At 62.5% G+C, this 12,875-nt stretch carries 8 protein-coding genes; 2 read left to right on the forward strand and 6 right to left on the reverse strand.

Features of this window, described 5'->3' with window-relative positions; all coding sequences use genetic code 11:
• Positions 1 to 7 precede the first annotated feature (7 nt).
• The 3 genes from kdpA to AC3RCE_RS21525 all read right to left on the reverse strand — a co-directional run bounded on the left by kdpA (position 8) and on the right by AC3RCE_RS21525 (position 3,165).
• Positions 8 to 1,813 carry a potassium-transporting ATPase subunit KdpA gene (gene kdpA / locus AC3RCE_RS21515; RefSeq protein ID WP_492253907.1) on the reverse strand — a complete coding sequence of 602 codons (1,806 nt, stop codon included), beginning with the start codon at positions 1,811 to 1,813 and terminating at the stop codon, positions 8 to 10.
• Between the two features lies 1 nt (position 1,814).
• Positions 1,815 to 1,913, reverse strand: coding sequence for a K(+)-transporting ATPase subunit F (gene kdpF / locus AC3RCE_RS21520; RefSeq protein WP_218296189.1), 99 nt, complete (start codon positions 1,911 to 1,913; stop codon positions 1,815 to 1,817).
• Positions 1,914 to 2,190: 277 nt separating this feature from the next.
• Complete coding sequence (locus tag AC3RCE_RS21525; RefSeq protein ID WP_218296190.1) at positions 2,191 to 3,165, reverse strand: magnesium and cobalt transport protein CorA; 975 nt, start codon at positions 3,163 to 3,165, stop codon at positions 2,191 to 2,193.
• A 182-nt stretch (positions 3,166 to 3,347) separates the two neighbouring features.
• Between AC3RCE_RS21525 and AC3RCE_RS21530 the strand changes: the two genes are divergently transcribed.
• Entirely contained in the window at positions 3,348 to 4,058 is a 711-nt protein-coding gene (locus AC3RCE_RS21530) for a TorF family putative porin (protein WP_369643413.1), read from the forward strand.
• 156 nt (positions 4,059 to 4,214) lie between these two features.
• Here AC3RCE_RS21530 and AC3RCE_RS21535 read toward each other — a convergent pair whose 3' ends face one another.
• The 3 genes from AC3RCE_RS21535 to AC3RCE_RS21545 all read right to left on the reverse strand — a co-directional run bounded on the left by AC3RCE_RS21535 (position 4,215) and on the right by AC3RCE_RS21545 (position 8,341).
• Complete coding sequence (locus tag AC3RCE_RS21535; protein WP_492253908.1) at positions 4,215 to 6,347, reverse strand: TonB-dependent receptor; 2,133 nt, start codon at positions 6,345 to 6,347, stop codon at positions 4,215 to 4,217.
• Positions 6,348 to 6,521: 174 nt separating this feature from the next.
• Positions 6,522 to 8,054 carry a PepSY-associated TM helix domain-containing protein gene (locus AC3RCE_RS21540; RefSeq protein WP_492253909.1) on the reverse strand — a complete coding sequence of 511 codons (1,533 nt, stop codon included), beginning with the start codon at positions 8,052 to 8,054 and terminating at the stop codon, positions 6,522 to 6,524.
• Positions 8,051 to 8,341, reverse strand: coding sequence for a hypothetical protein (locus AC3RCE_RS21545; RefSeq protein ID WP_492253910.1), 291 nt, complete (start codon positions 8,339 to 8,341; stop codon positions 8,051 to 8,053). Before AC3RCE_RS21545 ends, AC3RCE_RS21540 begins: the two co-directional genes overlap by 4 nt.
• A gap of 1,427 nt (positions 8,342 to 9,768) precedes the next feature.
• Here AC3RCE_RS21545 and AC3RCE_RS21550 point away from each other — a divergent pair.
• The gene (locus tag AC3RCE_RS21550; RefSeq protein ID WP_492253911.1) at positions 9,769 to 12,561 is read left to right on the forward strand and encodes an IPTL-CTERM sorting domain-containing protein; all 2,793 of its coding nucleotides are present in this window, start codon (positions 9,769 to 9,771) and stop codon (positions 12,559 to 12,561) included.
• Positions 12,562 to 12,875: the final 314 nt, after the last annotated feature.

Genomic DNA, 12,875 nt, shown 5'->3' on the forward strand with positions numbered 1-12,875 from the left:
GCAAACCTCACTTGGCCCAGAGCATCAGGTGCTCGACCATCGGACCCAAAGCCAGGGCAGGCACGTAGTTGAGAAGCCCCACCAGAAGCACGGTCCCCACGAGAAGAACCACGAACAGCGGCCCATGGGTGGGCATGGTGCCTGCCGTCACCGGCAGGCGCTTCTTCGCGGCCAGCGAACCAGCGATGGCCAGGACGGGCACGATCACTCCAAAGCGGCCAAACCACATCGCCAGCCCCAGCAGTACGTTGTAGAACGGCGTATTGGCAGACAGCCCCGCAAACGCGCTGCCGTTGTTGTTGGCGGCGGATGTCAATGCATAGAGGATTTCGGAGAACCCATGGGCGCCAGGGTTGGCAACGCCGGCCTGTCCTGCGCCCGCACTCACGGCAACCGCGGTACCCACGAGCACCAGGATCGGCGTGACCAGAATGGCGACCGATGTGAGCTTCATTTCGCGCACCTCGATCTTCTTGCCCAAATACTCGGGCGTCCGGCCGATCATGAGACCCGCCATGAACACGGCAAGGATGGCGAATACCAGCATGCCATAGAGGCCGGTGCCCACGCCGCCAAACACGACCTCGCCCAGTTGCATGAGAACCAGAGGCACCATGCCTCCCAGAGGCGTGAACGAGTCATGCATCGCGTTCACGGCGCCACATGAGGCAGCGGTGGTCACGGCCGCGAAAAGCGCTGACGCGGTGATTCCGAACCGCACTTCCTTGCCCTCCATATTCCCGCCCGATTGCAGGGTGCTGACGGATTGGTCCACCCCCAGCGCACTCCATTGCGGATTGCCGGCCTGTTCCGCCGCGACAACGGCCACGACGGCCACGACGAACATCACCGTCATCGCCGCCAGGATCGCGACGCCCTGGCGCTGGTCGCCAACAACACGGCCAAATGCGAGGCACAAGGCTGCGGGAATCAGAAAGATCGCCAGCATTTGCACGAAGTTCGTCAAGGCGGTGGGGTTCTCATAGGGATGGGCGGAGTTGGCGTTGAAGAACCCGCCGCCGTTCGTGCCGAGCATCTTGATCGCCTCCTGCGAGGCCACCGGTCCCATGGCCAGAGTCTGGGTCTTGCTGGTCCTGCCCTCCATGGCCGGTGCTCCGTCGGTACCTGTCACGGGCTGGCCTGCACCATCCAGCTTGGGCACTTCATAGGCCGTCTGCTCCAGGGTTGCGACCTCCTTGTAGGCGTCAAAATTCTGGATGACGCCCTGCCCGACCAGAACGAGCGCGATCACAAAGGAGGCAGGCACAAGCACCCAAGCCGTGATCCGGGTGACGTCGGTCCAGAAGTTTCCGACATATCCCTGTCCGTCGGTGCGCCGGGCCGCAAAGCCGCGGGCCAACGCGAACGCCACGGCGATACCGGTGGCAGCTGACAAGAAGTTCTGAACGGAAAGGCCAAGCATCTGCGTGAGATAGCTCATCGTGGACTCACCCGCGTAGCCCTGCCAGTTGGTATTGGCAACAAAACTGATGGCAGTGTTGAACGACGAGTCGCCGGACACCGCCCCCATTCCCTGGGGATTGAGCGGCAGCAGGTGCTGCAGGCGCTGCAGGCCATACACAGCCAATGCACCGATGGCATTGAACGCCAACAGTGCCAGCGCATAGCCGTGCCAGTGCATCGACTGATCGGGAGCCACCCCGGCCATCTTGTAGAGCGGTTTTTCGGCCACATGCATCCACCGAGGCAACCGGCCCTCACACAGGGCGGCCAGCCATTTGCCCAACGGCCATGCCAGGACGCCAAGCGCAACCAGAAAGAGCCCGAGCAGGCTCCAGGCAGAGGTTTCCATGTCAGAACTCCTCCGCGCAGATCAGCGCGAACACGAGATAGGCCAGCAAGGCAATGGCCACAAGCGCGCCAAAGCCATAAAGCACTTCGAGGCCGATCATGCGCGCTCACCCTTGGCCGGGCCGAATTTGCCCAGCAAAACCACGGCCTCGGCCATGGCCACCCACAAAGCCGCCAATGCGGCTATCCAGATCATGTCCATCGACAACTCCTGCATCAAAACGTGTGTTTGATTCTCAGGATGTCGCTGTAAAAAGTGTGCACAGACTGGGGAGGTCGCCGTAAAAATGGCGTAAAAATGCGGCCCTTGCGAGGGCCACCGATCTACCGGCGCCTGGCTGCTGGAACCCGCGCGCCGGACGGCTCCGCACCTGCTATCTAGAGCCAGCCCGCCTTGCGAAAGCGATAGTAGAGATAGCAACAGGTGGTGGCGATGAGGGCGATCGCAGCCGCGTATCCGTAGCGCCACTTGAGCTCCGGCATGTGCTCGAAATTCATGCCCCAGATTCCCGCGAACGCCGTGCACACGGCAAACAGACTTGCCCACGCAGCCAGGCGCTTGACGACCTCGCCATCCTCGATGGTGACCATGGACAGATTGACATGGATTGCCGTCCCGATCGTGTCGCGAATGGAGTCGATGGAGGTGTTGATCCGGCCAAGGTGGTCCACCACATCGCGGAAATACTCCTGAGAGCCAGCACAGATTTGCGGCACCCGGCCACCGTGCAGCTTGGCCGCACCTTCCAGCAACGGGGCAACGGCGTGCTTGAGCAGGGTAAGGCGCTGCTTGAGTTCATAGAGCCGCCGGATACTGGTCCGCGCGACACCCTTGGTGAATATCTGTTGCTCGATCGTTTCAAGCTCCACCTCGAGGGCATCGATGATCGGGAAGTAGCGATCGACCACCGCGTCCATCAGCGCATACAGCACAAATCCCGGCCCGCTGCGCAAGAGTTCAGGCTCTCTCTCACAACGCTCCCGCACATCCCAGAATCCTCGCTCACTGCGGTTGCGCACCGACACCACATAGTTACTGCCCACGAACACATTGAGTTCGCCCAGCCTCGTGACGGTCTCATGGTCCCCACCCGACTCCAGGAGATGAAGAACCACAAAAAGAGAAGGCCCGTATTCCTCGACTTTGGGCCGCTGATGGCCATGGCGGGCATCTTCCACCGCCAGGGGATGCAGGCCGAACTCCTTTTGCAACTCGTCAAGTTCTTCCGGGGTGGCGTCATGCAATGCCACCCACACGAAGCACCCGGGGAGCGATATGTGCTCACGGATCTCACGGACAGGAATGTCGGCGAGCTTGGTGCCATCCTCATACACGACGCAGTTGATCAACATCACAGCACCTCAAGCAACACTGGATGCCGGCGATGTTGCCAGCGCGTCACGGTGTGTGGTTGGCGATTCGTGGCGTCCGTCGGCGCTCGGCAACATTTACGGCTTTGCCCGCATTCTTTACGAACTTTATATGCACGTTTTCCTACGCTTGCACCTTCTTTTGTTTCCGCAGGATTTCCTTCATGGCCTTCTCATGCTCCAAAGTGCTCGCCACTGCGCTCTTCGCCACCCTTCCCGTGCTGGCCAGCGCCCAGCTCACCGGCAACGTCAGCCTGACCACCAACTACAAGTTCCGCGGCCAGGACCAGGACACCTCCAAGGCCAGGGCCGTCAAGCCGGCGCTGCAAGGCGGCTTTGACTATGCCTTTGGTGAATCCGGCTTCTATGTGGGCAACTGGAACTCCAGCGTGGACTGGCTGTCGGGCAACTCGCTCGAATCCGATGTGTACGGGGGCTACAAGTTCAAGGCCGGCGACGCGGACCTGGACCTGGGCGTGCTGACCTACATCTACCCCGGCAACAGCAACGGCAACACCACCGAAGTCTATGGCGCGGCCACGTTCGGCCCCCTGACCGCCCGGTACTCGCACACACTGTCCAAGGACTACTTCGCCTACGCCGGCCCCGGCTTCAAGGGCCGCAACACCGGCTACCTGAACCTGGCGTTCGCGCACGAAGTGGCCCCCAAGATCACGCTGAAGGCATCCGTGGGTTTCACCCGCTTTGGTGGCGACATCACGGCCCCCAACTTCATGGACTACAGCGTGGGCGGTGCCTACGATTTCGGCTCGGGTGTGTCGCTGGGCGCTGCGGTGGCGGGCGCCAGCAAGAAAGAATTCTTCGGCCCCGTCAACAAGTCGCGCGTGATCGTCACGCTCACCAAAGTGCTTTGACTTCCTGAGCGGCATCGCGGCCCAGCGCCTGCCGTTGCCGCGGACGGACAGTACCGGCGAGGACCCACCGCCGCGCCACAAGCGGTCCTCGCCGGTGCTTTCGAAAGTCAGGCCACGCTGAAAAGCGCCATTCCTGCAGCCGGCCTGTCCCCCGTATCAGAACGACACGGTCGCAGACACTTTGAAGGTGCGCGGTGCGCCTGGCATCACGAAGCCGTCGCCGAAGATGCCGATCCAGTACTTCTTGTCGGCCACGTTTTCCACGCTGGCGTTGAAGCGCACGGGCATGCTGCCGAACCTGGTGGCGTAGCTGGCATTCAGGTCCAGGCGGTTCCAGGAGGGCACGCGCAGCTTGTTGCCCGAATCCGCCCACTGCGAGCTGGTATGGACCACGCGGCCGCCCACCTTCAGACCTTGCACGGGCGTTTGCCAATCCAGGCCGATGCGCGCGCGCAGCTCAGGCGTGCCGTAGGTATCGCGGCCGGTGTTGCGCTGCTCGGATTCGATGTGGGTAACGCCGCCCAGCAGCGACAGGTCCTTGGTCAACATGCCGTACATGCTCCACTCCAGGCCGCGCAGCCGCTGCTCGCCGTCATCGACCATGCGGTTGGCACTGTTGGTGACGAAGGAGGGGCGCTTGATCTCATAGGCGCTGACGGTGTGCGTGAGCGCACCCGTCTGCAGCTTCACGCCCAGTTCGAACTGCTTGGTCTGCTTCGGTGGCAGGGCCTCACCCGTGTTGGCGTAGCCCACTCCAACAATCTGGCCGGGCTCCAGGCCTTCGGTGTAATTGCCAAAGAGCGAGAGGGAATCCCCCCAGGGCCGTACCACGGCGGCGAGCATGGGGGAGAAGCGGCTTTCGCTGTATTTTTGCAGCGGCATCTTCACGGTCTGGTGGCGCCCGCCCACTGTCAGCAGCACGGTTTCATGGGCAAAGGCCATGGTGTCGGCGACGGCCAGCGAGCGGTAGTCGTTCACGGTGGTGTAGCCGGTCCACTTGGGCGCTGCGGGAAAGGTGGGCGCCACGGGGTTGTACATGTTGGTGGTGTAGCAGTAGTTGCAGGCGGTGTTGACCGTGCCTTCCTTGTGCTTGAGGATATTGGCCGAAAGCTGCAGGCGGTGCTTGACGCTGCCGGTGTCGAACTTGCCGATCACGCCCGTCTCGGCCGTGCGGCGCTCGGATTCGGTGTGGACGTTGTAGATCGCGCCGCGCGTGGTGCCGTCCGCGCCGGTGACGAAGGCGCGCGTGCCGAACAGCAGGCCGTTGCCCTCGGCCTCGGAGCCGCCTATCGCGAAGTACCCTTGCCAGTCGGGCGTGAAGTCGACCTCGGCGCGGGCCAGCGCGCCGCTGTTGTCGTACTGCCCGTGCGTGCCGCGGAACATGTTGGTGTCGCCCTCGGGCGGCGCCAGCAGGCGGCCCACGCCGGGGATCTGGGCGTTGCCCAGAAAGTTGAACATGCCCGGGCTGCCGCCCTCGATCTTGGTGACGCTGCTGTACACGTCCAGCGAGAAGCGCGCGCGGTCGCCCAGGTAGTCCAGCGCCAGAGCCCCCACGCGGCGGGTCTGGTCCTCTTCCTTGGCGCCCATCTCGCCGCTGCCATAGACGCCGTTGAAGCGGATACCCAGGCGCTTTTCATCGCCGAAGCGCTTGCCCACGTCGGCATGGCCCTGCAGGTATGAATGCGTGGCGTAGGTCATCGTCAGGTCGGCGATGGGCTGCGCCAGTGCGCGCTTGGTGACCATGTTGACGGTGCCGGCCACGCTGTTGTTGGGCGGCATGCCCGAGAGCAGCACGTTCGGGCCGCGCAGCACCTCGATGCGTTCGAACATCTCCACCGGCACCGCATTGGCCGGGGCGATGCCGTACAGGCCGTTGGTGGCGATGTCCATCGCGCTCATGTCCAGGCCGCGCAGGTTGAAGTTCTGCAGCAGGTGGTTCTTGTTGGTGATGAAGACGACCGACGAGTCGTTCTCCAGCACGTCCTGCAGCGTGAGGGCCGACCAGTCCTCGGCCAGCTCGCGCGTGTAGGCGTTGACATGCACGGGCGCCTCCAGGATGGACGTGGCGCCCAGGATGCCCAGGCGCGCGCCCGATGCGGCCTTGTGGCCGGGCGCACGGGTCGGCAGGTCTTCACGTTCGTACTTGCTGCGCACATTGACTTGCTCCAGCGTGGCGGCGGCCGTGCCGCCGTCCGCGGTCTGCCCTGCGACGGAGGCGCTGAAAGCCAGCAGCGCCAGAGCGATGGGAGTAAGCCGGCCGGTGCGGCCAAAGGATGCTTTGTTGGACATTGCTTCTTGCCGTTATTTGATACGAATGAAAATAATTCTCATTATATTTCATGTTGTAACCGACACCCTGCTGGCGACTGAGTACGGTAGGCCTGTTTCTGGAAGTCAAATTGGCCTCCAGCGCTTATGCAGCAAGCGCAGACAGCTATGAAAATGAAGTTTTGCGCATGCACATCAGGCAGCCACGCCGACCGGATGCACCTTGGCGCGCTGGCGCCAACCCAGCCATCCGAAGAACAGTGCCAGCAGCAGGCAGGTCAGGCCCAGCAGTACCCCGTCCGGACTGGGGTTCAGCACGGCGGCCACGGGTACCAGCGCATTGCAGATCGCCGTGAACCACAACAGGCCGGGCGCAGCGCGTTCCGTGCCGCGCCAGATCGCCCAGGCGATGCAGGCGAGAAACAGCGTGTAGTACACACCCTGGTGGAGCATGTCGATGTCGCCCACCCTCGGCGCGAACCAGTGCGCCAGGGCAAGCGTCGCGGGTAGCGCCGCAGCGCAGCCCAGGCACACACCCTGCGTGAGCGCGGACACGACACGCACATGGCGCGGCCGCCTCATGGGCTGCCCGTCTTGCGGTTTGCGCGCGCGCTGGGTCCGCGTCTCTATCCACAGCAAATTCCCGGTGTAGAACAGCAGCGCACCCGACAGCCCCAGCAGCAGGTACAGGATGCGCACCGTGTCGCCACCATAGCTGCCGAAGTGCAGCGCGAACAGGCTGCTGAGGAGCGCCGTCGACGCATAGCCGCTGGCACCCGGCAGATAGTTGCGATCGTAGATTTCGCCGCTGCCCAGGTTCACGAAAGCCAGGCCGTAGCGCGAGGCGCGCTGGAAGTGCCGTTCATCCACGCCCCCCACCAGCCCCACGGGGCCGCTGGGGAGCATCACGTAGTCCAGGCCCAGGGGCGCAAATCCCGGCGCCTGCTCCTGTACGCGGCGCATGATTTCGCTCGGAGGCAGCCAGTCTGCGCGCGCCACCTGCGGCGGCTTGACACTGTCGCGCGCGACGGTGGCGCGCAGGCCTTCCTGATAGACGAACTTGTCCTGCGCCAGGTAGACCATGTCGTGCAGCCCGAACACGGCGGCGCTCAGTGCGATGACAAGGTGAAACGGCAGGCTGGCCACGCCCAGCAGGTTATGCACATCCAGCCACATGCGCTTGAGGTTGGATCCCAGGCGCAGATAAAACAAGTCCTTCACCAGCGAAGGCAGCAGCACCACGATGCCTGACACCAGGGCCAGCGCATAGGCCAGAGACACGAGGCCGATCAGCGGCTCGGCCAATTCCAGCGGAATGGGCAGGCCACCCTTGCGATGCAGGTAGTCCACAAAATTGCCGCTGGTGTCGTCCTCGCGCGGCATGGAGTGCATGCGGTGCAATTGACCATCGTTGCCCAGTTGCCACCACACCGCATCCTGGCCGCGCACCATGTGCGCAAGCGCGGGCTGGGTGTGGTCCGCACTGGGCCAGCGCAAACGCACGCGGCCCTTGAAGTCCGGGTTCGCGTCGAGGAAGACTTTGGCCAGCGCGTCGCCGTCATTGCTGATCGCACGGGATACGGCGGCCGGTGGCTGGGTCCAGCGGGTGATCTCGGCTTCCAGCATCGAGAACGCGCCAGCGTAGAAGGCGACGTACAACACCAGCCCGCAGAGGATGCCAACCCAGGTGTGAACCGCCAGGTAGTCGCGAACGGTCTGCGCCTTCATTGCAATACCCTCCAGGCGGTGAAAGCAGCTGCATTGGCCAGCAGGAAAACTGCCAGGCATTGCCGACGGCTTCGGGCCAGGAATGCCGCGCACGGCACGGCCGCCCACAGCAGGACCGCCAGCCACATGGCAATTTGGTCGCGTACCGGCACATGGCGTGGCAAGAGCCCGCCGTACATCAGCAGCCAACTGAGCCACAGTGCCAATGGAAAGCCAAGAAGAAAACCCGTCAATCCCTTGAAGAGCAGATGACGGGGCGCTGCGTCGGGATCTTTGCGACGACTCATCGCACAGCTCTTTTAGAAGCGCCACGGCGCCTGGCCTGGCAGTAGCTCAGGCAGGGTATCGCCAGCATGGCCACCCCCAACACGAAGGCGATGGACACGGCCAGCCCCATGCCGCTGGCGTGGATGCCACCTACAGCGACCAGCGCCGCCGCCACTCCCAGCGCTGCGTACGGCCACCTCAGGTGCGGCCCGTCCGCGCGGGGAGTGGCGCGCAGAACCAGCCAGCCACACGCAAAGGTCAGAAGAATACCGATCAACATGTATGCAATTGAGAATAAGAATTGCTACCAATGTTAATCGGTCCCCGTGAACGCCCTGAACCGGGTGCCACCTCAGGGCGCTTTTCGACCCGAAAACCCGTGCCCATGCCGTGTTCATCGCCCCCGCACGCAGCTCTGCGAGAGGCCCAGCCACAAGGCTTGATCACCTTCCGCGTGAACGAACCCGGCAGCGCACGCCACGCCACCGAATGGAAGGCCGCATGGGGAAGGGGGCCGGTATCGAGCACATCCGACGGTTGCCCCCGTTTGCTTCAGTGCAAAGGACTTCATCTGCGGCATGGGGGCGCCGTATTGGCGGGGGTACCGAATTGCAATAAGTCCGTTCACAGATGGGGCTCGCCGCACGTAGCGCAGGCATGGCCCCCATCGATCAGGCCGTGATCGAGATTGCAAACAATAGTCAATTCTCGGATTTTTGATTTATGGCGAGTTACCGTATGTGACATGAGTATTGGGCAGCTGGAGCAATTTGCCCCAACGTCCTATTTCGCCATGTCACAAAAATCGCTCGCCCCACTGATTGCACGGTTGCCTTTGCATGGGCACCTATGCGGTGCCTTGCTTGACAGCACATGACGGCTTGAAATCGCCGTGCGTGGCGGCCTGAAGAGCTGCGTCGCAGAAGGCGCACCTGCAGTCCCCGCATCAAACCGCTGATGAGCGAAATGCCGGCGGCAATTTACTCGAGACCGTGCCGAGGGGGATGGCTCGGCAGTGAGGTCCGCGTCCTGGCGTTCGGATGCAGTCGCACCTGCGCTGCACAGCGTCCAATCGGCGCGCTGTAGCACTTGTCGGCCACGGGTTGGGCCTGGAGGGCTGACCGGGAAACCCCGGAGGCGCCGGTTAGTTATCTGCAGATTGGCTAGTCCATTGGCGTTGGCACGACCGTGCGTCGTTTTCGGCGTATCGAATCTCGACGTGATTTCCGCACTGCCGTAACGCGCTGAATGTCCTTTGTGCGATGCCGCAGGCATTGCGCCCATTTTGGACAGGGGCAGGATTTTTTTCGCTGGGCCCCTCGTTTCATGACGCGGACCCACGATCCGAAAGTTGTTTGTTGTATGTCTGCTCACTGCTTCACCGTTCTGAGCAGCGTTTAAATCCAAAGAGGAAATCGTGTTGAAAAGAACAAATGGTTGGAGAACCATGCATGCCTTGGTTCACAAGTTCCTGAGCGGCGTGGCCGCGATAGGTGTTGGGGGGATGCTTCTGGCAGCGCATCCGGCGCACGCCGAATTCGTCAATGGCGGGTTTGAGGGCGGCACGTTTGGCAGCGAATGGATCAAAACGACTCTGCAGAACAACGGCGTGCCCACAGTTAGTACGCACACCATCAACCCCAAATCCATCAAGGATCTGAATCTTCGGGCCAATGCTGGTGACGCGGGATATGACCCCAATCTCTATACCACCACGGGGACGGCACCAGATGCCACGGACCTGTCCGTGGTGCTGGATGCAGGTGGCGCGGGCGCTCGCAGCCAACAGGATCATCTGCTCACTGGCGCCATCCCCGCTGCCTCCTTGCGCTGGCCCTTTGCTGGCAACAACAGTGCTTTGGTGAATCTGAATCCACTTGGATCTACCCAGGCAACGCGTCATATCGCCCGAAGTGGCAGCCCGACCCTGGGGAACCCGCCCGTGCAGTACACGAGCCATGCTTCCCGTGCCAGCTCCATTCGGCAACGCGCCCAAGTGACGGCTGCCGATGTGGACGCAGACGGCAAGGTACACGTTCGCTTCGCCATGACGCCCGTGCTTGACAACCCAGGATTGATCAAAGTGCTGGGCGGCACCGTGAGTGCTGCTTCCGGCTCCGCCATCGTCACAGGCACGGGGACCAATTTCACGGCCACGGTGAGCCCTGGAAACTATGTGCGTCTTGGCACAAACAATACGGATCGTCAGGTACTTTCCGTTGACAGTGACACGCAAATTACGCTGACCAGCAACGCCATCAACGTGACAAATGGTGCGGTATATGTTTCCAGCGTTTCCGGTGGGCATTTCTCCGAAGAACAGCCCTACTTTGCGGTCGAAGTGCGCAAGATCACGTCGGCCGTGGATTCCACCCCTGTTCCTGTGCCCGGTGCCCCCGCGAGCTCCCCTGGCCAGTTGTTCTTCACCTTCAACTTCTCCAACCAGCCAGGGACCGTGTGGCATGACACCACGAACAACACCCGGAACTACGCCTATTCGGAATTCATCACTTTTGACATAGCCCCCGGCAATGCCAAACTGCAGGTGGGCGACTGGATCGAGCTTGAACTGGTGGCGGCGGGTTGCTCTCCTGGCGGGCACGAAGGCCATGTGCATGTGGACAGCTTTAGCTTCAGGCTCCCCGACGTGTTGTGGGTGAGCGTCTCTGGCCCCGTGTCTGTCAGCAGCGCCAATGGCACTCAGATCACCTACACCTATACCTACACCAACAAGACCAGCGACCCAGTGAGCAACGCCACTGTGACGCCGGTGATGCCGCAAGACAATTCGGCCGTCCCTCAGAACGTGACCTACGTGTCTTCCAGCGGAGGAAACTGCACGCCGGCTTCTGGTGGCGCCACTGCCACACCGCCAACGCCAGGCGGCTCCCTGAGTTGCAACGTGGGTACGTTGGCGCCGGGGCAGTCGGGGTCTTTTACTGTCACCGTAGTTGTTCCCGATGGGGCAATGGGGCCCATCAACAACGGGAACTACACCATCGCGGGTGACGCGGTCGATCCGCTTCCCGGCCCCATGTGGAAAACGGATCTGGTCAGCCCTTCGACGCTCAGCGACATGGACGTGGATGCCGTGACTCTGAACCTGCCACCGACTGCCAATGTAGGCACGCTTTACACCGGCTCGTATACCTGCACCAACAAGGGGGCTGCTGCCGCGGATGTTGCAACATGCGATGCCGCAAACCTGCCCGCAGGCGTGGGCGTCTCGGCATGTACCGTCAGCCCGACCAATACGCCCTGGACCCAGCCAGGTACCGTGCCTTCCGGAGAGACTGTGACATGTCAAGTTTCTGGAACACCCACCACAACGGGTAGCGTGACCGTGCATGTGACCACCGGGGCCGACAACGATCCGAATACGCTGAACAATGAACGTACCGCCATCATCGCCATCGCTGGTGTTCTACCTACGCCTGACATGGCGATCGACTTGGCAGGTATTCCGCCCTCAGGGACAGTTGGTGTGCCCTACAGCGGTAGCTTCACGTGCCAGAACATCGGTGCCGCCACGGCGCTCACCGGCACCACCTGCGCCGTGGGAGGGCTCCCGGCAGGGGTGAACCAAGGGGCCTGCAGCATCAGCACAGGCGGCGCCTGGACCGCTGGAAACGCCGTACCTGCGGGGGCCTTCGTCACCTGTGCGGTGAGCGGCACGCCAACCAGCTCTGGTGGTTTGACCGTGAACGGCACCACCGGCGCCACGGGCGACATCAATGTCGGCAACAACACAGCATCGAAGCCTGTGTCTATGACGACGGCCCCGGATGTACTGGTGGATGTGAGCGGGTTGCCTGCCACTGCAAGAGTGGGTGTCTCTTACACAGGGAGCTACACCTGCACCAACGCTGGTTCTGCCGATGCGGTGTCCAGCACGAGTTGCTCTGTCGCCGGTCTGCCTCCGGGCCTGTCCACGAGCTCCTGCACGGTCAGCCCTGGGGCCTCGGCATGGGTCGCAGGGAACGCCATTCCCCAAGGCCAGACGGTGACATGCCAGGTGAGCGGCACCCCCACGACCTTGGGGACGGCTACCGCCAACGGCACAACGGGCGCAGCAGGCGACGGTGATACATCCAACAATACGCAGTCGCGCGTCATCGCCGTAGAAGCGGCCAATGCTCCGGCATCGATTCCCACGCTCTCGGAATGGGGACTTGTCATGCTGTCCAGCTTGATGGTCATGATGGGCCTGATCCGTCGCAAGCGCGCGCTCGTCCCGTAGTAAATGGATTGCGCTAGGCGGTCGTCATGGTGTCCACCAAGCGATAACGGTGGACACCATGACGCGTTCAAGCTGCAATTCCTTTTCAATTGCGAAATATGTCGCCCAACTGCGCGTTCTGACTTCGGTCGGCTGCGCGGACGTCCGCTGTTGCCACGGCAGGCACGGTGCGAACCCGACAAGCAATGTGCGCAGACCGCATAGGGCCACGCCAAGCAGTCACACGGGCGCGCTGCCGGTGGATGCCCGTCAGCTGAGGCATATGCGCGTGAACGCAACGCGCGGGCACGCCATCCGGTTGCGTCCATTGCAGC

It is taken from the genome of Acidovorax sp. GW823-FHT05D11 (assembly GCF_058795695.1).